The 24,171-nt window shown below is 64.1% G+C and carries 15 protein-coding genes and 1 rRNA gene; 11 read left to right on the plus strand and 5 right to left on the minus strand.

Annotated elements, in window-relative coordinates; genetic code table 11:
- The first annotated feature begins 64 nt into the window (after positions 1 to 64).
- Positions 65 to 179, plus strand: a 5S ribosomal RNA gene (rrf, locus tag MOV80_RS22560).
- 62 nt (positions 180 to 241) lie between these two features.
- On the opposite strand, the gene MOV80_RS22565 is transcribed toward rrf, so the two are convergent.
- Positions 242 to 595: a DsrE family protein gene (locus MOV80_RS22565; RefSeq protein WP_043592893.1), complete on the minus strand. Its 354-nt coding sequence runs from the start codon at positions 593 to 595 to the stop codon at positions 242 to 244.
- Positions 596 to 902: 307 nt separating this feature from the next.
- On the opposite strand from MOV80_RS22565, the gene putA reads away from it, so the two are divergent.
- Both putA and MOV80_RS22575 read left to right on the plus strand, forming a co-directional pair.
- The gene (gene putA, locus MOV80_RS22570) at positions 903 to 4,508 is read left to right on the plus strand and encodes a trifunctional transcriptional regulator/proline dehydrogenase/L-glutamate gamma-semialdehyde dehydrogenase (RefSeq protein ID WP_118267967.1); all 3,606 of its coding nucleotides are present in this window, start codon (positions 903 to 905) and stop codon (positions 4,506 to 4,508) included.
- Positions 4,509 to 4,898: 390 nt separating this feature from the next.
- Entirely contained in the window at positions 4,899 to 6,122 is a 1,224-nt protein-coding gene (locus tag MOV80_RS22575) for a branched-chain amino acid ABC transporter substrate-binding protein (RefSeq protein WP_043592895.1), read from the plus strand.
- Between the two features lie 59 nt (positions 6,123 to 6,181).
- Here MOV80_RS22575 and MOV80_RS22580 read toward each other — a convergent pair whose 3' ends face one another.
- Positions 6,182 to 6,442 (minus strand): GlsB/YeaQ/YmgE family stress response membrane protein, encoded by a 261-nt coding sequence (locus tag MOV80_RS22580; protein ID WP_019101228.1) that lies wholly within the window; start codon positions 6,440 to 6,442, stop codon positions 6,182 to 6,184.
- A 158-nt stretch (positions 6,443 to 6,600) separates the two neighbouring features.
- Positions 6,601 to 7,749 (minus strand): branched-chain amino acid ABC transporter substrate-binding protein, encoded by a 1,149-nt coding sequence (locus tag MOV80_RS22585; RefSeq protein ID WP_019101227.1) that lies wholly within the window; start codon positions 7,747 to 7,749, stop codon positions 6,601 to 6,603.
- 178 nt (positions 7,750 to 7,927) lie between these two features.
- Here MOV80_RS22585 and MOV80_RS22590 point away from each other — a divergent pair, with 178 nt between their 5' ends.
- From MOV80_RS22590 to MOV80_RS22605, 4 genes are all read left to right on the plus strand, one after another.
- Positions 7,928 to 8,302: a cysteine-rich CWC family protein gene (locus MOV80_RS22590; RefSeq protein ID WP_039754639.1), complete on the plus strand. Its 375-nt coding sequence runs from the start codon at positions 7,928 to 7,930 to the stop codon at positions 8,300 to 8,302.
- Positions 8,303 to 8,454: 152 nt separating this feature from the next.
- Entirely contained in the window at positions 8,455 to 9,651 is a 1,197-nt protein-coding gene (macA, locus tag MOV80_RS22595; protein WP_019101225.1) for a macrolide transporter subunit MacA, read from the plus strand.
- A complete protein-coding gene (gene macB / locus MOV80_RS22600; RefSeq protein ID WP_249605517.1) occupies positions 9,648 to 11,585 on the plus strand; it encodes a macrolide ABC transporter ATP-binding protein/permease MacB in 1,938 nt (645 codons plus the stop codon). Before macA ends, macB begins: the two co-directional genes overlap by 4 nt.
- A gap of 4 nt (positions 11,586 to 11,589) precedes the next feature.
- Positions 11,590 to 12,963, plus strand: a complete 1,374-nt coding sequence (locus MOV80_RS22605) for an efflux transporter outer membrane subunit (RefSeq protein WP_249605518.1) — start codon at positions 11,590 to 11,592, stop codon at positions 12,961 to 12,963.
- A gap of 262 nt (positions 12,964 to 13,225) precedes the next feature.
- On the opposite strand, the gene MOV80_RS22610 is transcribed toward MOV80_RS22605, so the two are convergent.
- Both MOV80_RS22610 and MOV80_RS22615 read right to left on the minus strand, forming a co-directional pair.
- Positions 13,226 to 13,480 (minus strand): hypothetical protein, encoded by a 255-nt coding sequence (locus MOV80_RS22610; protein ID WP_249605519.1) that lies wholly within the window; start codon positions 13,478 to 13,480, stop codon positions 13,226 to 13,228.
- 286 nt (positions 13,481 to 13,766) lie between these two features.
- Positions 13,767 to 14,591, minus strand: a complete 825-nt coding sequence (locus MOV80_RS22615) for a hypothetical protein (protein ID WP_081544457.1) — start codon at positions 14,589 to 14,591, stop codon at positions 13,767 to 13,769.
- Between the two features lie 362 nt (positions 14,592 to 14,953).
- Between MOV80_RS22615 and MOV80_RS22620 the strand changes: the two genes are divergently transcribed.
- The 4 genes from MOV80_RS22620 to MOV80_RS23525 all read left to right on the plus strand — a co-directional run.
- Positions 14,954 to 17,101: a type I secretion system permease/ATPase gene (locus MOV80_RS22620; protein WP_118267963.1), complete on the plus strand. Its 2,148-nt coding sequence runs from the start codon at positions 14,954 to 14,956 to the stop codon at positions 17,099 to 17,101.
- A gap of 9 nt (positions 17,102 to 17,110) precedes the next feature.
- On the plus strand, positions 17,111 to 18,532 hold the full coding sequence (locus tag MOV80_RS22625; protein WP_249605520.1) for an HlyD family type I secretion periplasmic adaptor subunit: 1,422 nt from the start codon (positions 17,111 to 17,113) through the stop codon (positions 18,530 to 18,532).
- 1 nt (position 18,533) lies between these two features.
- On the plus strand, positions 18,534 to 19,733 hold the full coding sequence (locus MOV80_RS22630) for a glycosyltransferase family 4 protein (protein ID WP_249605521.1): 1,200 nt from the start codon (positions 18,534 to 18,536) through the stop codon (positions 19,731 to 19,733).
- A 93-nt stretch (positions 19,734 to 19,826) separates the two neighbouring features.
- Positions 19,827 to 24,171 (plus strand): calcium-binding protein (locus tag MOV80_RS23525; RefSeq protein WP_275975394.1); only part of this gene is annotated, 4,345 nt, incomplete at its 3' end.

The following is a 24,171-nucleotide window of genomic DNA, read 5'->3' on the forward strand; positions in this document are numbered from 1 at the left end:
TATACGATAACACCAAGTCCAATACTTGGTGTTTCGCTTCCCAAGGGAAGCAATACAGTTTATGCCTGGCGACACTAGCGGGGCGGTCCCACGCCTTCCCATCCCGAACAGGACCGTGAAACGCCTTAGCGCCGATGATAGTGTGGCATTCGCCATGTGAAAGTAGGACATTGCCAGGCGCCCCATGTAAAAGCCCAGACCAATCGGTCTGGGCTTTTTGCATTTGCATTGCGGCAGGGGTTTAGAAGCTGAGTGTCTTATCCGCGGAGAGTGTCCACTCCGCCAACTCCGGCATGGTGCCGATCTTGACGCCCGCCAGCAGCAAATCCTCATGAATCCCCCGCGCGTCGGCGCAAGTGCGGCAGACGCGTGCCTCCGCGCCCAGTTCCATTGCTTCGGTCAACATTTCTCCCAGGGTGGGCGCTTGGGCGGTTTTCTGATTTTTCAATGCGGTGACTACGGCGTCGGACAGCAGGAATAACCGCACCCGGCAGCGCTCGGCTTGCTGCGCCAGCGTAAGCGTCAGACGCAGTGCGGAGAGTGCGCGTTCGTCGCCATAGGGGCTGGCGTTCAAAGTGATCAATACGGTTTGCATGATGGTTTGCCTATGATGAAGAGGGTTAGGGCGGCATTGTGGCACGTTGCTACGGCCTTGGCATGTGCGATATGGGCGCTTGGCGCCGATTCTAAGTTGTTGGCATGCAACAGTGCGATGGTAGCAATGGCGAGGTCTAGGGGGCTAACTACTTGTTCGAGTTGAATTTGTTTGTGATGAGATTGTGGGCTGAAAAGTTTCCTTCATATTGTCCAGCAATCTATTTGTATTTGTATACAATAGACAAATTTTCCGGGCACTAATGAAAAGAGATAGCCCGGTGCTGCAAACTACACGGAGATGATTCATGCAATTCGACGCATTTGCCCATAGCCAGTCGGCGCTGCGGGATGCCATTACTTCTGCCTATCGCCGCGACGAGCGCGAGTGCGTGCAGGCGCTGTTGCCGCAGGCGGCGATGAGCGACGGCGAAGTCAAGGCGGTTCAGGATCTGGCGCGACGTCTAGTGGCGGAGGTGCGCCGCGAGCGCACCAAGTCCAGCGGAGTGGATGCCTTGATGCATGAGTTTTCTTTGGATAGCGCCGAAGGCATTGCCCTGATGTGTCTGGCTGAAGCGCTACTGCGCATCCCTGATCGCGAGACAGCGGACAAGCTGATCCGCGACAAGATTTCGCGTGGCGATTGGAAAGCCCACTTGGGCAATAGCGCCTCCTTGTTCGTCAATGCGGCGGCTTGGGGTTTGCTGGTGACCGGCAAGCTGGTGGCTTCGCACAGCGCGAATGGTTTGTCGGCGGCGATGACCCGCTTGATCGCCAAAGGCGGCGAGCCGCTGATCCGCAAAGGCGTGGATATGGCGATGCGTATGCTGGGCAAGCAGTTCGTGACTGGCGAAACCATAGAGGAGGCGCTGGCCAACGGCAGCGAGCGAGAGGCGCGCGGCTATCGCTTCAGTTACGACATGCTGGGCGAGGCGGCGATGACCGAGGCCGACGCGCAGCGCTATCTGCAAGACTATGTGACCGCCATTCACGCCATCGGCAAGGCCTCAGCCGGCCGCGGGATTTACGACGGCCCCGGCATTTCGGTGAAGCTGTCCGCTATCCACCCGCGCTACAGCCGCATCAAGCACGAACGGATGATGGCCGAGTTGCTGCCGCGTCTGAAGGGCTTGTTCCTGTTGGCCAAGCAGTACGATATCGGTTTGAACATCGATGCAGAAGAAGCCGACCGTCTGGAAATCTCCATGGATCTGGTGGAGGCGTTGGCCAACGATCCGGATCTGGACGGCTTTGAGGGCATCGGCATTGTAGTGCAGGCCTATCAGAAGCGCTGTCCCTATGTGATCGATTTCCTGATCGATCTGGCGCGTCGCACCAATCACCGTTTCATGGTGCGTCTGGTTAAAGGCGCTTACTGGGACGCGGAGATCAAACGCGCTCAGGTGGACGGCTTGCCGGGCTACCCGGTCTATACCCGCAAGGTCTACACCGACGTGGCCTACCTCGCATGCGCCAAGAAGCTGTTGTCTGCGCAGGATGCGATCTATCCGCAGTTCGCCACGCACAACGCTTATAGCCTGGCCGCGGTGTTTAACCTGGCATCCGGCAAGGATTACGAATTCCAGTGCTTGCACGGCATGGGTGAAACCCTGTACGACCAAGTGGTGGGCAAGGACAAGCTGGGCAAGGCCTGCCGCATCTACGCGCCGGTGGGTTCGCATGAAACCCTGCTGGCCTACCTGGTGCGCCGTCTGCTGGAAAACGGCGCCAACAGTTCCTTCGTCAACCGCATCGTGGACGAGGCGGTATCCATAGACGAACTGGTGGCGGACCCTGTGGCCGAGGCCGCGCGTCACGGCGGCCAGCCGCACAAGAAAATTCCGGCGCCGTTGGAGTTGTATGGGCTGCAACGCAAAAACTCCAAGGGCCTGGATTTGTCCAGCGAGCACGTGCTGGCCACCTTGCAACTGGGCCTGCAAGCGTCCGAGAAGCAGCAGTGGGGCGCCTTCCCGATGCTGGGCGACGGCGACGTCACCGACGGCGAAGTGCAGCCGGTGCGCAATCCGGCCGACCACGACGATCTGGTTGGCCGCGTGATCGAGGCAAGCGCGGCGGACGTGGAGCGCGCGCTGAACCTGGCACAGCAGGGTGCTACCGATTGGGCCGCCACGCCGGTGGCCGAGCGCGCCGCCTGCCTGAAACGGATGGCCGACCTGATGGAAGACCAGATGCCGGCTTTGATGGGCCTGGCGGTTCGTGAGGCAGGCAAGACGCTGGCCAACGCGATTGCCGAGGTGCGCGAGGCTGTGGACTTCTGCCGTTACTACGCGGCGCAGATCGAAGACGAATTCGACAACGCCAGCCACCGTCCGCTGGGCCCGGTGGTGTGCATCAGCCCGTGGAACTTCCCGCTGGCCATCTTCATCGGCGAGGTGGTGGCCTCGCTGGCGGCCGGCAACGCAGTGCTGGCCAAGCCGGCGGAGCAGACCAGCCTGATCGCCGCGCATGCTGTGCGCTTGTTGCACGAAGCCGGCGTGCCGCGCGCGGCGCTGCAATTGTTGCCGGGCCGCGGTGAAGTGGTGGGCGCGGCGCTGACCGCTGATCCGCGCGTCCAGGGGGTGATCTTTACCGGTTCCACCGAAGTGGCGCAGATCATCAACCGCACGCTGGCCAAGCGCGGCGGCGATCCGGTTCTGGTAGCCGAAACAGGTGGCCAGAACGCGATGATCGTGGATAGCTCGGCGTTGCCGGAGCAGGTGGTCACCGATGTGCTTAGCTCCGCTTTCGACTCTGCCGGCCAGCGCTGCTCGGCGTTGCGCGTGCTCTATCTGCAGAACGACATCGCCGACAAAGTCATCGCCATGATCAAGGGCGCGATGGATGAGTTGAAAGTGGGCAACCCGGCCAAGCTGGATGTCGATGTCGGCCCGGTGATCGACGCCGAGGCTCAGGCTGGCCTATTGGCTCATATCGAAAAAATGAAGGCCCGCGCCCGCGCCACTCACCAGATCAAGCTGGACGACAGCTGTGCCAACGGCACTTTCGTGGCGCCCACCCTGTTTGAAATCGCCGATCTCAAGCAACTGAAGCGGGAAGTGTTCGGCCCGGTATTGCATGTGTTGCGCTTCGAGGCCAATGAGCTGGACAAAGTGGTGGCAGAGATCAATGCCACCGGTTACGGCCTGACGCACGGCATCCATAGTCGCATCGACGAGACCATCGACAACATCGTCAGCAAGATCAAGGTCGGCAACGTCTACGTCAACCGCAACATCGTCGGCGCGGTGGTGGGGGTTCAGCCCTTTGGCGGCGAAGGCAAGTCCGGCACCGGCCCCAAGGCCGGCGGCCCGTTCTATTTGTATCGATTGAGCCGCGCGGCTTGGGAGCCGAAACTGGCGGCGGCAACCCTGCCGCTGTCCTTGCCGGCGCTGGACGCGCTAGCAGCTGCTGCCGGCAGCCTGGGCTTAGCCTTGGAGTCCGCCATCGCTGCGGCGCGGAAGGACAGTGCGCTGACCTGCCTGGTAAATCTGCCGGGCCCCACCGGCGAGCGGAACGCGCTGCAATTCGCGCCTCGCGGGAAGGTGGGTTGCCAAGCCGCCACCGTACAGGCGCTGGCGGAACAACTGGCGGCGGCCTTCGCCACCGGCAACCGCGCGGTGCTGCCGACCAATGAGGCCGGCCGAGGGCTGGCCGCCAAGCTGGGCGCTCTGGTGGAGCTGGACGCCGATGTGTTGCTGGCGGCTGATGTCGGCGCGGTGCTGTTCTCCGGTTCCGAAGCCGAGGCCGAAGCCGCTCAGCGTGTGTTGGCGGAGCGCGACGGGGCTTTGGTGCCGCTGCTGCGCGCCGATGCGCGAGGCCATTACAATCTGCACCGTCTGGTGGTCGAGCGCGCGGTTAGCGTGAATACTACCGCGGCGGGCGGCAACGCCAGCCTGATGAGCATCGGAGACTAAGACCCGCTAACCAAACCCCTGATCCTGCGTCGCGCCGCCTTGTCGTACCACTTGTACTGCCTGCGCCGGTGCGCCTTGGCCCAGGTTCTCTGCGAGCTTTTGTTAGCGGCTCTAAAGGCAAGGCGGATCCCGGCGGCGACGGTCCCCCCGCCTTGCAAAACCACGTGTTAAACGAATTTTTCCATGCGTCGGCGCGCATGGGGCGGCAGGAGGTTTGTCCAAGAAGCCACTTGCCACAAGCTGGCGGCCTTGAAATAATGCCGCCAGCCGCCGCTCTCGCCTTCCTATGCGGATAGGGCGGGATGTACATAACAACATTACACAGGTTCCGCAAACTCCCATTCCTGACGATTGATGGATGGGGATCTCTGGAGAAATAGAGGAAACATGATGCAAGCAAACAAACTGACAACTCTTTCCCTGGCCGTAGCCGCTGCTGTCGCCTTGTCCGCATGTGGCAAGAAAGAAGAGGGCGCGGCGGGAGCCGGAGCCTCCGCCGGGGCCGAAGCCGCCGCCGGCGGCGTGGTCAAGATCGGCTTCGCGGCGCCGCTGACTGGCCCGCAAGCGCACTACGGCGAAGAATACAAAAACGGCGTGACTTTGGCGATTGAAGACGCCAACGCCGAGAAGCCCACCATCGGCGGCAAGCCGGTGAGCTTTGAACTGGAAGCCCAGGACGACCAGGCCGATCCCAAAACCGCCACCCAACTGGCGCAGAAGTTCGTAGACGAGAAAGTGAACGGCATCATCGGCCACTTCAACTCCGGCACGTCCATCCCGGCTTCCAAGATTTACTCAGACGCCGGCATTCCGATGATCGCGATGGCCACTTCGCCGGCCTTTACCGCGCAGGGCTTCAAGAATACCTTCCGCTCGATGACTTCCGACACTCAGCAAGGCTCGGTGATGGGTAAGTTCGTGGTGGAAAAGCTGGGCGCCAAGAAAGTGGTGATCGTCGACGACCGCACCGCTTACGGCCAGGGTCTGGCCGACGAGTTCGAGAAAGCCGCCAAGGCCGCCGGCGGCAATGTGGTCAAGCGCGAATTCACCAATGACAAAGCCACCGACTTCGCCGCCATCCTGACCTCGATCAAGGCCGCCGCGCCGGACGTGGTGTTCTACGGCGGCGCCGACGCGCAATCCGCGCCGATGGCCAAGCAGATGAAGCGCTTGGGCCTGACCGTGCCGCTGATCTCCGGCGAAATGACCAAGACTCCGACCTTCCTGCAACTGGCTGGCAAGGAAGCCGACGGCACCATCGCTTCGCTGGCGGGCCTGCCGCTGGACCAGATGCCCAAGGGCAAGGACTACGAAAGCCGCTACAAGGCGCGTTTCAAGATGGACGTGGCCACTTACTCGCCGTATGGTTACGACGCCACTCGCGCCTTGATCCAGGCAATGAAAGACGCCAATTCCACCGATCCCAAAGTCTATCTGCCGGTGCTGGCCAAGATCGCGCATTCCGGCGTGACCTCCAGCAGCTGGACCTACGATGCCAAGGGCGACCTGAAAGACGGCGGCATCACCGTCTACAAGGTGGTGAATGGCGAGTGGAAAGTGCTGGAAACCGTGGGAGGGGGCGCTGCTTCCAAGGACGCTTCCGCGGCCAAATAAGCCAGTGAGGCACTAAGCAACAAGGCGACGCTTTCAGCGTCGCCTTTTTCTTTGTCCGTTCAACGCAAGAGGCCGATCTTCTTCAGCAAAAAAATAAGGATGGCGGCGCCGGCAATACCGAAGGCCAGACCGGGCAGCGAGAAGGAGCCGGCCGCAGAAGCGGAGGCGATGCCCAGTAACCGGCCGAACAGCCAATGGCCAAGCGCTGAACCGATGATGCCGATGACGATATTGGCGATGACGCCTTCGCTGACACCCATGACCTTGCCGGCGAGCCAGCCGATCAGACCGCCGGCTATCAGGGAAATAAGCAGGCCCATATCCTCTCCTTATGTTAGTTTGTGAAGAAATAGTTATAGCTATTTATTTAATATGGCGCTAGGTTTTTTTTGCGCTGTCAGAAAAATCGCAAGAGATCAAGAAAAACCCCGGCCAGGGCCGGGGTGCGGAGCGGGGCGCGGTTTAAGCCGTGCAAGGCTTACAGGCCAACCCACTGCCCTTTGCGTAATTGATACAGCGACACGGTGCCGTGCTGAATGTCGCCCTTGTCGTCGAAACGGATCTCGCCGGTTACGCCCTTGAAGTCGGTTTTGGGGAGTTCGCCCAGGTACTTGGCTGGATCGGCTGAGCCGGCGCGCTTCATCGCGGCGATCATCACCCGCGCGGCGTCGTAGGTATAGGGCGCGTAGGCCTGGATGTCGGCGTTGAATTGCTGTTTGTACTTGCCGTTGAAGTCGGCGAAGCCCGGCATCTTGTCTTTTTGCGCACCGGCGCTGGAGGCGTAGCTGCTTTCCGCGCTGTCGCCGCCCAACTTGGAAAACTCCGGCGTATTAATGCCGTCCGCGCCCATGAAGGCGGCTTTCAGACCCAGCTTGTTCATCTGCTTGACCATGGGCGCGGCCTGCGCGTCCATACCGCCGTAGAACAGAAGGTCCGGCTTCTGTCCTTTGATCGAGGTGAGGATTGCCATGAAGTCGGTGGCGCTGTTGCTGGTGAACTCGCGCTTGACCACCTTGCCGCCGGCCGCTTCCACCGCCTTGGCGAAATCGTCGGCCAAGCCCTGGCCGTAAGTGGTGCGGTCGTCGACGATGGCAATGCGGCCGGCTTTCAGCGTCTCGATCGCGTACTTGGCCAGCGCTTCGCCCTGCTGGCGGTCGTTGGCGATGATGCGGAAGGTGTTCTTGAAGCCCTGCTGGGTGAAGCTGGGGCTGGTAACCGAGGCGGCGATCATCGGAATGCCGGCCTGGGAGTAAATGCGCGAAGCGGGAATGGCGGCGCCGGAGGTGAGGTGGCCGATGATGCCCGCCACCTTGCCGTCCACCAGGCGTTGCGCCACCTGGGCGGCGGTTTTAGGGTCAGCCTGGTCATCCTCGGACACCACTTCGAAAGTGACCGGCTTGCCGTCCAGAGTCAGCTTTTCGGCATTGGCTTCCGCCACCGCCAGCTTGACGCCGTTGTCCGCGTCGCGGCCCCAGTGGGCGAAAGGCCCGGTCAGCGGGTTGGCGGAGCCGATTTTAACCACGACGGAGCCGGCCTCGGCCGGCGCGCTGCCGGCGCTTTGTTCGGATTTGCCGCAGGCGGTCAGGGCCAGCGCGGCGCAGGCGATGAGGCTAAGATGCGTTTTCATGAGTTTCTCCTGATTTCTCTTTGTCTATTTAGCTTTGTCTATTTGGATATTCGCCTCAGGAATAAGGCGGTGGCCCATTTTTGGTGCATAAACGGATTAGCGTCAACCCCGGCGGCGTGCCGGCGGCGGCTTTGCGCTAAAATGGCGAACTGATTTCGCGACATAATATGGATTTTTGATGACGAAGGGGTATCCAGCTCCCGCCTCGCCCTGTGTCGGCCTTTGCCGCCTAGACGAGGGCGGCGCCTATTGCCTGGGTTGCCAGCGCACCTTGGATGAAATCGCCGGTTGGTCCGGCTTTGACGACGAGCAAAAGCGCGCGGTGTGGCAGCGGCTGATCGCCTTGCGGCCCAAGGTAAAGGACAAACGCTGCGAGCGTTGCGGCGCGGCGTTTCGCTGCGGAGAAGGCGGCGCCAACGGCGCTTGCTGGTGCGCGGATCTGCCGCAGGTGCTGCCGCTGCCTTACGGTCACGGCGACTGTCTGTGCCCGGAGTGTTTGCGCGGTCATCTGCGGGAAAGCTATTTGGCGCGCGGGCTGACGCCGCCCTTGTAGCGCTTAGGCAAGCGCGAACACGCAACAATGCCAATTGCGTATTATCGCCGCGGGGTGCAACCAAAGCCCATCGTCCGCGGTCCTAAAATGTTTTCCTCCTTTCCGGTTCGGCTCCTAACCACATGACACTTTGGAAGCGTTGGATTCGTAAGTTGTTGTTGCCTCTGTATTTGATTGGATCGTTGCGAGGTCGAGGCCGCATCGGCCTAGGCCGGAGGCCATGGCGCAACGGCATCGCGCTGGCCGCGGTTTTGGCGCTGGCCGGCTGGGGGCTTTGGCTGTGGCTGGCGCCCAAGCCGGCGCCTCAGGTGCTGACCGCGGAAGTCACCCGCGCCGACCTGGAAGACGTGGTGCTGGCCAGTGGTGTGTTGAAACCGCTGCGACAGGTGGATGTGGGCGCCCAGGCCAGCGGGCAGCTGAAAACGCTGAACGTGGCGGCGGGCGACCACGTCAGCAAGGGCGAACTGTTGGCCGAGATCGACCCAGAGAACAGCCTCAACGACCTGAAGGCTTCCGAGGCTCAATTGGAGTCTCGCGTAGCCCAGCTGCGCAGTAAGCAGGCCACGCTGCGCCAGGCCGAGCGTGAACTGGCGCGCCAGAAGCAGATGATGGGCGAAGGCTCTACCTCGCAAAAAGACCTGCTGACGGCGGAAACCGCCTACCAGACCCAGATGGCGGAACTGGACGACCTGCAGGCGCAGATTCGCCAGAACCGCTTCCAGATCGACAAGAATCGCACCACGCTGGGCTATACACGCATTACCGCGCCTATGGACGGCGAGGTGATCGAAATCGTTACCCAGCAGGGCCAGACCGTGATCGCCAGCCAGACGGTGCCGGTGATCCTGAAACTGGCGGACTTGAGCACGATGACGGTGCATGCCCAGGTGGCCGAGGCCGACGTGATCCGCGTCAAGGCCGGGCTACCGGTGTATTTCACCGTGCTGGGCGCACCGGATCGGCCTATCCGCGGCAAGCTGCGCGCGATTCTCCCCACGCCGGAAAAAATCAACAACGCCAACTTCTACAAGGCCTTGTTCGACGTGAAGAACGTTGACGGCAAGCTGCGCGTGGACATGACCGCGCAGATCAGCATCGTGCTGGCGGAATCCAAGCAGGCCTTGAGCATTCCGCTGAGTGCTTTGGGCGCGGCCGGCAAGGATGGTCGTTACAGCGTCAAGGTGCAGGGCAAGGACGGCCAGCTGCATGAGCGGCAGGTGCGCATCGGCCTGAAGACCACCACCCGAGTGCAGGTCCTGGACGGCTTGAAAGCCGGCGAGAAAGTGGTGACCAGCGAAGCTGGCGGCAAGGAAGAAGAACCCAGCGGCGGCGTGATGGTGAGCGCATGAGCGGAGCCAGCCTAACGCTGTCTGGAGTGTGGCGCCGGTTTCCGTCCGGGGATGAAGAGGTGGCGGTGCTCAAGGAGGTCAGCCTGGATATCCGCGCCGGCGAGATGGTGGCCATCATCGGCGCCTCCGGTTCCGGCAAGTCCACGCTGATGAACATCCTGGGCTGCCTGGACCAGCCGTCGGCCGGTCGCTACCAGGTGGGCGGGCGCGACGTGGGCGCGCTGGACAAGGACCAGCTGGCCACGCTGCGGCGCGAGCACTTCGGCTTCATCTTCCAGCGCTACCACCTGTTGCCGCATTTGAGCGCCATCGACAATGTGGCGATGCCGGCGGTGTACGCCGGCATGAGCCAGGAAGCGCGGCGCGAGCGCGCGCGCCAGTTGCTGGAGCGGCTGGGCCTGGCCGGCAAGGAAGACTACCGCCCGGGCCAGCTGTCCGGCGGCCAGCAGCAGCGGGTGTCCATCGCGCGGGCGTTGATGAACGGTGGCGACATCATCCTGGCCGACGAACCCACCGGCGCGCTGGACAGCCATAGCGGCGAGGAAGTGATGAACATCCTCAAGGAGCTGCACGCCGCCGGCCATACCATCATCATCGTCACCCACGATCCGTCCATCGCCGCGCAGACCGAGCGCATCATCGAAATCCGCGACGGCGAGATCCTGCGCGACAGCGCAGCCGACGCGCCGCGCCCTGCGGCGGACGAGCGCGAGCCGCGGCGGCCCAAGCCCGGGCCAGCCTGGCGCGAGCGCATGAGCGAAGCCTTCAAGATGGCCATGCTTGCCATGCTGGCCAACCGCTTGCGCACCGTGCTCACCATGCTGGGCATCATCATCGGCATCACCTCGGTGGTATCCATCATCGCGGTGGGCGAGGGCGCGCGCAATTACGTGCTGAACGACATCCGCTCCATCGGCACCAACACCATCACCGTGTACCGCGGCAAGGACTGGGGCGACGACAAGGCCGACGGCGTGCGTACCTTCCTGCCCGGCGATCTGGCCGCGCTGAGCGAGGAACCCTATGTTGACAGCGTGTCGCCGGTCACCACCAACAGCCTGCGCATCCGTTACCGCAATGTGGACGTCAACGCCTCGGTGTCCGGCGTGGACAGCGCGTTCTTCCGTGTGCGCGGCATGAAAATGGCCGCCGGCCTTGGCTTCAGCCGCGACGACGTGCGCATGCAGCGCCAAGTGGTGGTGATAGACAACAACACTCGCCGTAAGCTGTTCGCCGACGCGGAAGCCATCGGCCAGGTGGTGCTGGTGGGCAGCGTGCCCGCCACCGTCATCGGCGTGGTGGAAACCAAGGAAAACGGTTACGGCGGCAAATCGCTGCAAATGTGGATGCCCTACAGCACTGCCGGCAGCCGATTGTTTGGGCAAGCCTATTTCGACTACATGGTGGTGCGCATCAAGGAAGGCCAGCCCACCGCGCTGGCGGAGAAGGCGCTCAGCCATCTGCTGACTCTGCGCCACGGCAGCAAGGACTTCTTTACCTACAACATGGACGAGGTGCTGAAAACGGTGGAAAACACCAGTCGCACGCTCGCTCTGCTGCTGACCTTGATCGCGGTGATTTCACTGGTGGTGGGCGGCATTGGCGTGATGAACATCATGCTGGTGTCGGTGACCGAGCGTACCCGCGAAATCGGCATCCGCATGGCGGTGGGCGCGCGTCAGTCCGACGTGTTGCAGCAATTCCTGACCGAGGCGGTGCTGGTCTGCCTGGTGGGCGGGGCCATAGGCATCGGCCTGTCCTACGGCATCAGCTTTGTGTTCGCGCTCTTGGTCAGCAAGTGGAAAATGGCCCTGTCGCTGAAGGCCATCATCCTGGCGGTGGCGTGTTCCACCGCCATCGGCGTGGTGTTCGGCTATCTGCCGGCGCGCAGCGCGGCGCGTTTGAATCCGATTGACGCCTTGGCGCGGGAGTAAGTGTTTGACGCTTTGGAAATCCAATCTCACTGTTTTGGGCCTGGCCCTCTTGCTGGCCGGCTGCCAGAGCACGCCGTATCAGCGCCAGGCGCTGGAAGCGCCGGCGCAATGGCGCGGCGCCCCGTCCCAAGCCCAGGCGGACATGAGCCGCGAGCGCTGGTGGCAAGGCTTCGACGACGCCGGCTTGCTGGCGGTGCTGGAGCAGGCGCGCAGCCGCAACCCGGATCTGAGCATCGCCCTGCTCAAGCTGCGCAAGGCCCAGCTCGCGGCAGGTTTGGAGCGCAGCGACGCCTTGCCCTCCTTGAGCGGCGACGTCAATGCGGGGACCAAGCGCACGCTGGGAGAGTCTTCGGCCTGGAGCCGCAGCAGCGGCGGCAGCTTGAACACCAGTTACGAGCTGGACCTATGGGGGCGGGTGGACGCGCGCTTGCGCGCGGCGGATCAGGAGTTCCGCGCCAGCGCCTATGACGAAGCCGCCGCCCGCCTGTTGTCGGACAGCGCCGCCGCCGGCCTGTACTGGGACATCGCCGCGCTGAAGGCGCGGCAGACGCTGGGGCAGGCGGATCTGGCGGACCTGCGCCGCATCCAGGCGCTGGCGGAAGCCAAATGGCGCGCCGGCGCGACGAGCGAACAGGACGTCACCCAGGCGCGCAGCGCGGTGCTGAGTCAACAGGCGGACTTATTGGGGCTGGCCGACGAGCGCGGGCAAAAGGAAAACGCTTTGGCGCTGTTGCTGGACCACCCGTCCGGCGCGGCGCTGCCGCCTATCGCCGCGCTGCCGCTGGAGCCGGCTTTGCCGGCGATAGACGCCGGCCTGCCCAGCCGCCTGCTGGAACGCCGACCGGACCTGATGGCGGCGGAGGCGCGCTTGCGCGGCAAGCTGGCCAAGGTGGATCAGGAGCGCGCCGCCTTCTTCCCGGCGCTGAAGCTGACTGGTTCGCTGGGTTCCAGCAGCGGCGCGCTGAGCAGCCTGGTGCAAAACCCGCTGCTGGCGCTGGGCGCTTCCCTGTCCTTGCCCTTCCTGGAGTGGCGCAAGCTAGGCCTGCAACTGAAGAGCAGCCAGGCCGATTACGAGCTGGAAACCGTCAGTTTCCGCAAGACCTTGTACGGCGCTTATCAGGAGGTGGACAACGCGCTGAGCACGCGTCAGCGGCTGCAAGGCTCCGCTCGCTTGCAAGCCGACGCGCTGGCCTTGAACCGGCGCAGTGAACAACTGGCGGAAAGCCGCTACCGCGCCGGGGCAGTTGACGTGCAAACCTGGCTGGACGCGGCCAAGGCGCGGCGCGGCAGCGAGTCCGCGCTGATCCGGCTGCGTCAGGAGCAATTGAAAAACCTGGCGGATGTTTACAAGGTGTTGGGCGGCGCGCCGCAGACCTGAGCTTCGCCGGGAGGCGAGGCGAAGCCCCGCAAGGCTCCGCTCTGTGACGCGTAGGACGGTGGTCAGCAATGGCCGCCGCCCCTTGTTTTAGCGGCCGATGCGGCCGAAGCGCTCCTCCAACTGCCGGCGCATGGTCTTGCCGGCATGCATCTGATGCTGGCTGTCCACGTGGCGGTAAACCTTTACCTGCTGTGCGCCCAGGAACAGTATTTGCTCCAGATAATTGAAAAAGCCTATCCAATAGCCGCGCTGCTCGCGGTCATCAAAGTCGATGTCGCGCGCTACCCGGCTCAGCAGGCCGCACGTAGGTGCGGTTGTCCTTCAGCCATTGCAGCAAATGGGCCGCGCATTCGCGGTCATAGGCGCACATGGCGTCGAAGTCATCGTCGGCTTCCGGCATCTGCCAGTAATGTGGATAGTGGCGCTCCGGGATGTAGCGGACAAAGGGGAGCAGGCTTTCCTGCTGTTCGATGGCGGCCAGCTTGTAGCGGCGGCGACGGGGTAGGATAGGGGACATGCTGTTTCTCCTGCGGTGACACAAGATAAACCGCCTGCCTGAAAAGCGAGGTATTGGGCCGGCGCGTGGCAGGATTGGCGTACCGGGCTTAAACCAAACCAGTGAGTGCATGGCACTCTCCCACCATGCGCCTGCCAAGTGGCACAGCCATGGTAAAACAGCCCGCGCAGCATGCTGCGTAGGCCCGTTGGTTTAAGCGGACGGGACGCCAATCCCGGCGCCGTTAATGAGAACGGCGCCCGCGGATTGTCGCCGACGGGGAGGGGAGGGTCAAGGCAGGGTGGCGCTAGATCACTGCCCACAGTCCGCAGATCGCGAACAGGATCAGCACCCCGGTCAGGATCTGGGCGGTGGTGCGTTCTTTTTGCAGCGCCCGCTTCAGGTTGTCATGCACGCTTTCCAGCTTTTCCAGCCGCTGTTCCAGCTCGGCGCGGGTTTCGTCCTGCCGCGCCAGCGATTGCAGCATCGCCTCGCCGCCCACCTCGGTGATCAGTTCCTTATTCCATACCCCCAGCAGCTTGTTGACCTTGTCCTTGAAGTAGAGCGCGGAACGCTGGTTGGCGTCCTGCCATTCAAATTCAAAGCCCTGGCTGGCGTAAAAGGCGTTGCGTTGCAGCCGCTCTTCTTCCGACGAGGTCTGGCTCATGGCGATCATGCCGGGGCTGATGGCGTGATCCGGGCAAATGCCCTTGGCCCAGGCGATAACGCTGGCGAACAGGAAAGCGTCCAAACCGGTGCCGACAAAGCCGGGGCTGGCCATCACCCCGCTTTTGGGGCCGAAGGTGACGGTGCGGCTGGGCCGGTCCACCCGCACCCAGGCGCAGTTGTGGGCCGCCTGGAAATGGCTGTCCTCGCCCTCGAACAGCTGCCAGCGGTGGCCATCGGCGCGGGCGTAGCCGCGGAACTGCAAGCGGAAGAAGTCGGATTGCTCGGTCATCGCCCGGCTGCGTTGCAAGATGCCGTAAATGGGCGTGCCGTTGGCGGTCAGCGTCAGAATGGTCTCGCCCAGCGGAATGGCCAGCGTGGCCAGGGTGTTTTCGTTTTCCGGGGCGCGGAGCACCGGTTCTTCGGCTGTCGGCGCCGGATTGGCGGCCTGGTTCGGACTGGTCATCTGCTGCCTATGCTGGGTGTTCTGGGGGCCTGTTTGCGATAGTAATCAGGCGCTGGGCTTGTGATCAGGCGGACGACCGTCGCGGGCGGGCGTCACGGGCCGCTTATTGTACCAATCTAGACGGCTTGGGGAATCCTTGCTCGCATGACATTCGGCATGAGGGCAAATGGCGCCCAATTTGGCGCGCGGCACGGTCAATGCGTAGTTTTACTTAGAACATTGCAGGTGCAATAAAAGCTTTATTTCAAACAAACACTTATTGATTGCGCTAAATAATCACATAATAAAATGTGAATGTGTTACTTGTATTGGGTAATGGTGTGGCATATCGTGCCCCAAATCATTAAATGCAATCGGTCATTATGCTTGCTCAAACGGATACGGACGGTTCTGCCTCCTCCGCAAACATCAGCGATTTGGGCTTGCTCGGCCTGGTCTTGCTGGCCCAGTTCCACGGCGTAGCCGCCGACCCGGCGCAACTCACCCACCAATACGGCCGCCAGGCCGAACCCTTCAGCGAAACCGACCTGCTGCTGGCCGCCAAAGGCCTGGACCTTAAGGCCCGCATCGTCAAACAAAGCCCAGATCGCTTGAGTCTGACCGCCTTGCCGGCGCTGGCGCTGCGGCCGGACGGCGAACACTTCATCATCGCCCGCTGCGACGGCGACAAAGTGCTGATCCACGACCTCAAGCACGGCCGGCCGCAAGTGCTGAGCCAGGCGGAGCTGACGGCGCGCTACGCCGGCCGGCTGCTGCTGATGGCTTCGCGCGCGTCGGCGGCGGGGGCCTTGGCCAAGTTTGACTTCACCTGGTTCGTGCCGGCCATCGTCAAATACCGCAAGCTCTTGCTGGAAGTGCTGGCGGTGTCGCTGGTGTTGCAGCTGTTCGCGCTGGTGACGCCGCTGTTCTTCCAGGTGGTGATGGACAAGGTGCTGGTCAACCGCGCCTTCAACACCCTGGACGTGATCGCGGTGGGGCTGTTGATCCTGTCGCTGTTCAATGTGGCGTTGTCGGCGCTGCGCAGCCACGTGTTCGCCCATACCACCAGCCGCATCGACGTGGAACTGGGCGCGCGGCTGTTCCGCCACCTGCTGGCGCTGCCGCTGGCCTACTACGAAGCGCGGCGGGTGGGGGACACCGTGGCGCGGGTGCGCGAGCTGGACAATATCCGCAACTTCCTGACCGGTCAGGCGCTGACCACGGTGCTGGACCTGCTGTTCTCCTTCGTATTCCTGGCGGTGATGTGGTACTACAGCGGCTGGCTGACCCTGATCGTGCTGGTGTCGCTGCCGTGCTACGCGCTATGGTCGGCGGGGCTGACCCCGCTGCTGCGGCGACGGCTGGACGAGAAGTTCGCGCGCGGCGCCGACAACCAATCCTTCCTGGTGGAAGCGGTGGGCGGCATCGGCACCATCAAGGCGATGGCGGTGGAACCGCACATGACCCGGCGCTGGGACAACCAACTGGCCGCCTACGTGGCCGCCGGCTTCCGCGTCACCCGGCTGGCCAATATCGGCCAGAACGGCGTGCAACTGATCCAGAAACTGGTCACTGTCGCCACCCTGTGGCTGGGCGCGCGGCTGGTGATCGCCGGCGAGCTGTCCGTCGGCCAACTGATCGCCTTCAATATGCTGGCCGGCCAAGTGGCCGCGCCGGTGGTGCGGCTGGCGCAGCTGTGGCAGGACTTCCAGCAGATTGGCATCTCGGTGGAACGGCTGGGCGACATCCTGAATACCCGCAGCGAACTACCGGCCAGCCGCGCGGCGCTGCCGGCGATCCAGGGCCGTATCCAATTTGACCAAGTGGTGTTCCGCTACCGTCCGGACGGCCCGGAAATCCTGCGCGGCCTGAGCCTGGACATCCGGGCCGGCGAAGTCATCGGCATCGTCGGGCGCTCCGGCTCCGGCAAAAGCACGCTGACCAAACTGGTGCAAAGGCTGTACGTGCCCGAATCCGGGCGCGTGCTGGTGGACGGCAATGACCTGGCGCTGGCGGACCCGGCCTGGCTGCGGCGGCAGATCGGCGTGGTGCTGCAAGAGAACCTGCTGTTCAACCAAAGCATCCGCGACAACATCGCGCTGGCCGAACCCGGGCTGGCGCTGGACCACGTGATCCACGCCGCCAAACTGGCCGGCGCCCACGACTTCATCATGGAACAGGCCGAAGGCTACGACACGATTGTGGGCGAACACGGCGCCAGCCTGTCCGGCGGCCAGCGCCAGCGCATCGCCATCGCCCGCGCGCTGATCAGCAACCCGCGCATCCTGATCCTGGACGAAGCCACCAGCGCGCTGGACTACGAATCCGAACGCGCGATCATGCAAAACATGCGCGCCATCTGCCAGGGCCGCACCGTGCTCATCATCGCCCACCGCCTCAGCACCGTGCGCGGCGCCAGCCGCATCATCGCCATGGACCAAGGCCGCATCGTCGAAAGCGGCCGCCACGAAGACCTGCTTCGCCAGCCCGACGGCTACTACGCCCGCCTGCACAGCCTGCAACAAGGATAAACCCGCATCATGAAGCACCAACTGCAAGCGCTGCGCGACTTCGCACGGCGCTACCGGCAAGCCTTTGCCGCGCACTGGGCCATCCGCCACCAACTGGACCCGCAGCCGCGGCGCGAAGACGAACTGGCCTTCCTGCCCGCCCACCTGGAACTGACCGACAGCCCGCCGTCCCCGCTGCCGATGTGGAGCATGCGCCTGATCGGCGCGCTATTCCTCATCGCGCTGCTGTGGTCCGCGCTGGGCCAGCTCGACATCGTCGCCGTCGCCGGCGGCAAGACCGTCAGTGGCGGCCGCACCAAGATCCTGCAGCCGCTGGAACCCAGCGTGGTCAAAGCCATCCACGTGCGCGACGGCCAGCAAGTCAAGGCCGGGCAAGTGCTGATCGAACTGGACGCCACCGGCGCCAGCGCCGACAAACAAAAAGCCGACGACGCCCACGCCGCCGCCGCACTGGCCGCCGCACGCTACCAGGCGCTGCTGAACGCGCTGGACAGCGGCCGGCTGCCGCAACTGCCGGCCACCCCCGGCGTCGCCGACAGCCAGCGGCTGGCCGAAGAAAGCCTGGCGCTGGGCCAATGGCGCGGCTACCAGGCCAAGCTCGAAGCGCTGGGCGCCACCCTGCGCCAACGCCAGGCCGAACACGCCACCACCCGCCAGCAAGTGAGCAAACTGCAAGCCACCGCCCGCATCGCCGAAGCGCGCGAACACGACTACCAAGACCTGCTGGCCAAGAACTTCATCTCCAAACACGCCTACCTCGACAAACAGCAAGCGCGCATCGAACAGGCCGGCGACCTGGCCAGCCAGCAAAGCCGGCTGCAAGAACTCAACGCCGCCATCGCCGGCCAGCAACAAGAACTGAGCGCGCTGCAAGCCAACTTCCGCAGCGAAGCGATGGACAAACTGCGCGAAGCGCGCGAACAAATGCGCCAATACGGCGAAGACCAAAAGAAAACCGGCCAGCGCGAGGCGCTGACCCGGCTCACCGCGCCGGTGGCCGGCAGCGTGCAACAACTGGCCATCCACACCGTGGGCGGCGTGGTCACCGAAGCCCAGCCGCTGCTGGCGGTGGTGCCGCAAGACGAAACCCTGGAAATCGAAGCGCAGATCGAAAACAAGGACATCGGCTTCGTGCGGCCGGGGCAGGCGGCCACCGTCAAAGTGGAAAGCTTCCCCTACACCCGCTACGGCTACCTGGACGGCGTGGTGGACAGCGTCAGCCACGACGCGATGCAAGACGAGAAGAAGGGCCTGGTGTTCCTGGCGCGGATCCGGCTCAAGCAAGACCACCTGAACATAGACGGCGCGCGAGTGCGGCTCAGCGCGGGCATGGCGGTGAGCGCGGAAATCAAGACCGGCCGGCGGCGGGTGATCGACTATTTCCTGAGTCCGCTGCAACAGCATGTTGGCGAAGGCCTGCGCGAGCGCTGAGATGAAACTGCTGCTGATCCACCAAAACTTCCCCGGCCAACTGCGCCACATTGCCGAACACCTGAAACAGCGGCCGGACATCGAACTGCTGGCGGTGGGGCGCGACAGCGCGCCCGGCCTGGCCGGCATCAAACTGCTGCGCTACCGGCCGCACCGCGGCCCGCACCGGCATACCCACCCCTATCTGCACAGCTACGAAGACGCGGTGCTGCACGGCCAGGCAGTGCTGCGCGCCTTGCAGCCGCTGCAACAGCGCGGCTACCGGCCGGACGCCATCCTAGCCCACCCCGGCTGGGGCGAAACCCTGTTCCTCAAAGACCTGTTCCCGGCGGCGCGGCTGATCCACTACAGCGAATACTACTACCACGGCCGTGGTGCCGACGCCGACTTCGACCCGGAATTCCCGCTGAGCCTGGACGGCGCGGCGCGGCTGCGGGCGCGCAACGCGCTGCACCTGCTCAACCTGGAACACGCCGACCACAGCGTCACCCCCACCCACTGGCAACACAGCCTGCACCCGGCGGCCTACCGGCCGAGCGTGCGCATCCAGCACGAAGGCATCCGCTGCGGCCAACTGGGGCCGGACCCGACGGCGACGCTGACCCTGCCCAATGGCCGAGTTCTGCGCGCCGGCCAGCCCATCGTCAGCTACGTGGCGCGCAACCTCGAACCCTACCGCGGCTTCCACACCTTGATGCGCGCCTTGCCGGCGCTGCTGCGGCAACGGCCGGACAGCCAGATCGTCATCGTCGGCGGCGACGGCGTCAGCTACGGCAGCGCGCCGCGCGACGCCGCCCACTGGCGCGAAAAACTGCTTCGGGACAAGCCGGTGGACCCGGAACGGGTGCACTTCCTGGGCAAGGTGCCGTACGACGTCTACCGCCAGGTGCTGCAAGTCTCCGCCGTTCACGTCTACCTGACCTATCCCTTCGTGCTGTCGTGGAGCCTGCTGGAAGCGATGGCGAGCGGCTGCCGCATCGTGGCGTCGGACACCGCGCCGGTGCGGGAAGTGATCCGGGACGGGGAGAACGGCGAACTGACCGACTTCTTCGACGCGGCGGCATTGGCGGAGAAGGTGGGGGCGGCCTTGGAGACGGACGGCGGCGGCTTGCGGCTTGCGGCGCGGGAGACGGCGGCGCGCTACAGCGTGGAAGCGGGCTTGGCGGGCTATCGACGGTTGTTGGGCTTGCCGGCGGAGTGAAGGCGGCTTCGGCGGCGGAACCGGCAAGAGTAGTAGCAAGCAGTAAATCGTAGTGCGTGATGACACAAACAAATATTGATAAGGAAACAAGTTATGACGACAAGCGTAACGGGCAGCGACCTGGGCGGCGTGCTGGAAGGCGGCCCGCAGGACGATGTGCTCAAGGGCGGCGCCGGCAACGACACCTTGAACGGCTATGACGGCAATGATCTGCTGCAGGGCGGCGCCGGCGACGACGTGCTCAACGGGTATGCAGGCAACGACACGCTGGAAGGCGGCGCCGGCGACGATTTGCTCAATGCCGGCAGCGGCAATAATGTGCTGGCCGGCGGCGAGGGCAACGACACCCTGATCGGCGGCGCGGACAAGGACATCTATCTGTTCAATCTGGGCGATGGTTTCGACACCATTACCGACAACGCCCAGGACAAGCGCGACGCGGCGGACACGGATCCGGCCTATCGCGACGAGCTGCGCTTCGGCCCGGGCATCCGCCCGGAAGACATCCAGCTGGAGCATGTGGGCGACGATTTGCTGTTGTCGCACCGCAACGGCGACGATGCGGTCACCATCAAGGGCTGGTTCGCCGACAAGAGCTTCTGGATCGAGCGTATCGTGTTCGCCGACGGCGGCGAATGGGGCATTAACGATCTGGCGCAGCGCGTGATCGTGCAGACCGGCAGCGAGCGCAAGGAAATCCTCAATGGCTGGTTGGGCAAGGATCATCTGATCGGCCTGGGCGGCAATGACGTGCTGAACGGCCGCGGCGGCGACGATCTGCTGGACGGCGGCGCCGGCAACGACAAGCTGTTTGGCGAAGACGGCAACGACACCCTGCTGGGCGGCGACGGCGACGACACGCTGGACGGCGGCAGCGGCAACAATGTGCTGCACGGCGGCCGCGGCAACGACGTGTTGATCGGCGGCGCCGGCGCCGATGTCTACCTGTTCAATCTGGGCGACGGCGTGGACGTGATCCGCGACGCCGGCGGCCTGGACGTGTCGGTGAAAGACGAAATCCGTTTCGGCGCCGACATCCTGGTCAAGGACGTCAGCGTCAGCCGCCAGGGCGACAACCTGGTGCTGATCCACGTTAACGGCAGCGACCGCCTGGTGGTGGAAGGCTATTTCGCCAGCGCGTACAGCCGGATCGAACGCATCGTGTTCGCCGAAGGCGTGGTCTGGACCCAGGCCGACATCAAGCTGACCCAGTTGGGCGGCAGCGGCAACGACACCTTGATCGGTTGGGAAGGCAGCGATCTGCTGGACGGCGGTGCCGGCAATGATTCGCTGATCGGCGGCGGCGGCAACGACACCCTAATCGGCGGCCTGGGCAACGATGTGCTGATCAGCGGCGGCGCGGGCGTTAGCGTGCTGATCGGCGGCGCGGGCAACGACACCCTGGTGGGCGGCGCCGGCGCGGAGATTTATCAGTTTGGCCTGGGTGACGGCGCGGACGTGATCGCCGCGCACGGCGTGGACGTCAGCGTGACCTTGCAGGACCGCATCGTGTTCGGCGTCGGCATTTCGGTAGACGACATCCGGGTGGTGCGCCAGGACGACGACATCGTGCTGATTCACGCTAACGGCAGCGACTCCATCACCATTCAGGCGGGCTTCAGCCTTGAGCATGGCTGGCATGGCCAGATCGTGTTCGCCGACGGCAGCGTCTGGCTGGGCGCGGAACTGGCGCAGAAACTGTTGGAAGTGCAGACCGGCGGCGATGACGACGATCTGCTGCTGGGCTCCGGCCAGTCCGACCTGTTGGACGGCGGCGCCGGCAACGACACCCTGATAGGCAACGGCGGCGAGGATACCTTGCGCGGCGGCGCCGGCGACGACCAGCTGCAAGGCGGCGTCAGCGGCCACACCACGATGGAAGGCGGCGCCGGCGACGACATGCTGATCGGCAACAAGGGCCGCGAGACCTTCGTTTTCGGCGTGGGCGACGGCCGCGACCTGATCAACTACGGCTCCCAGGTAGGCAAGATCGCCGCCTTGAGCGCCAACGACGAAATCCGCTTCAAGGCCGGCATCAGCGCCAAGGACATCCGCGTGCTGCGCGCCGGCAACGACCTGCTGTTGCAACACGTCAACGGCCAGGACAGCATCCGCGTCAAGAACGGCCTGGTCGACAAGACCGGCTGGGCCGGCGTGGTGGTGTTCGCCGACGGTTCCAAATGGAGCGCGGCCGAACTGTTGACCATGGTGGTGGCCGCGGGCGGCACCAGCGGCAAGGATGTGCTGACCGGCGGCAAGGGCGGCGATCTGCTGGACGGCGGCGACGGCGACGACACGCTGATCGGCGGCGGCGGCAACGACACCCTGAAGGGCGGCGCCGGCAACGACGTGCTGATCGGCAGCGGCAGCGGCACCGTGATCCTGGAAGGCGGCAAGGGCAACGACACCCTGCAAGGCGGCAGCGAGCACAATATCTATGTGTTCAATCTGGGCGACGGCAACGATGTGATCATCAACAACTCGTTGAACGTGTCGGTGGGCGTGAGCAGCGAGATCCGCTTCGGCGTCGGCATCTCGGTGACCGACATCACTGTGGTGCGCATCGGCGACGACGTGTTGCTGCAGCATGTCAACGGCAGCGATTCGGTGCGCATCCAGGGCTGGTTCAGCGGCCAGAGCATGCAAGTGGGCAGCGTGGTGTTCGCCGACGGCGGCAGCTGGACCTCAGTGCAGATCAATCAGTTCGTCAAAGGCGTCTATGTGGGCGGCAGCGGCAACGACGCCTTCCACGGCGGCAGCGGCAGCGATCTGCTGGAAGGCGGCGACGGCGACGATACGCTGATTGGCGGCGGCGGCAACGACACCTTGCGCGGCGGCAACGGCAACGACGTGCTGATCGCCACCGGCAGCGGCACGGTGATCCTGGACGGCGGCAAGGGCAACGACACCCTGCGCGGCGGCGCGGATCAGAACATCTATGTGTTCAATCTGGGCGACGGCGGCGATGTCGTCATCAACAACTCGCTGAACGTGTCGGTGGGCATGAGCAGTGAAATCCGTTTCGGCGTCGGCATTGCGGTGACCGACATCACCGTGGTGCGGGTTGGCGACGACATCGTGCTGCAGCACGTCAACGGCAGCGACTCGGTGCGCATTCAGGGCTGGTTCAGCAGCCAGCTGTCCCAGGTGGGCAGCGTGGTGTTCGCCGACGGCAGCAGTTGGACCTCCGTGCAGATCAGCCAGTTTGCGGCGGGCATTTTCATCGGCACCAGCGGCAACGACGTCCTCAAGGGCGGCAAGGGCCATGACCTGCTGGACGGCGGCGACGGCGACGACGTGTTGATCGGCGGCGGCGGCAACGACACCCTGAAGGGCGGCGCCGGCAACGACGTGCTGATCAGCGCCGGCGGCGGCGTGTCCATCCTGGAAGGCGGCAAGGGCAACGACACCCTCAAGGGCGGCGGCAGCCAAGACATCTACGTCTTCAATCTGGGCGACGGCCGCGATGTGGTGATCAACAACTCGCTGAACGTCAGCGTCAGCCACCAGAGCGAAATCCGTTTCGGCGCCGGCATCTCGGTGACCGACATCACCGTGGTGCGCGTGGGCGACGATGTGTTGCTGCAACACGCCAACGGCGTGGATTCGGTGCTGATCCAGGGCTGGTTCACCAGCCAGAACAACTGGGTGGGCAGCGTGGTGTTCGCCGACGGCAGCAGCTGGACCTCAGTGCAGATCAATCAGTGGGCCAGCGGCATCTACATCGGCACCGCCGGCAATGATGTGTTGATTGGCGGCGCGGGCGGCAGCCTGCTGGACGGCGGCGCCGGCAACGACACCCTGATTGGCCGCGGCGGCAACGACACGCTGAAGGGCGGCGCCGGCAACGATGTGCTGGAAGGCGGCGCGGGACGCAATGTCTATATCTTCAATCTGGGCGACGGCCAGGACACCATTCGCTATGGCGAAAAAGGCGTCAACATCGCTTGGAGCAGCTACGAGGAGATCCGCTTCGGCGTGGGGATTTCGGTGACCGACATCACCGTGGTGCGCATTGGCGACGATGTGGTGCTGCGGCATAGCAACGGCGTGGACAGCATCACCATCCAGGCCGGCATGTCGGTGCAGAGCTCATGGTCCGGCAGCATCGTGTTCGCCAACGGCGGAAGCTGGAGCCTGCTGGAATTGATCAGCCTGGCCGCCGTCACCCTGAACGGCACCGACGGCGCGGATACGCTGAAGGGAGCCAAGGGCAATGACGTGATCTTCGGCCTGGCCGGCGATGACCAGCTGTTCGGCAATGAAGGCAATGACAGCCTGTTCGGCGGCTCCGGCAACGACACGCTGTACGGCGGGGCCGGCAACGACCTGCTGGAAGGCGGTGCGGGCAACGATAGCCTGTACGGCGAAGACGGCAACGACACGCTGCGCGGCGGGATCGGCAACGACTCGCTGAACGGCGGCAACGGCGCCGACC

The sequence above is a fragment of the Chromobacterium sp. IRSSSOUMB001 genome, assembly GCF_023507765.1.
Taxonomy (GTDB): domain Bacteria; phylum Pseudomonadota; class Gammaproteobacteria; order Burkholderiales; family Chromobacteriaceae; genus Chromobacterium; species Chromobacterium haemolyticum.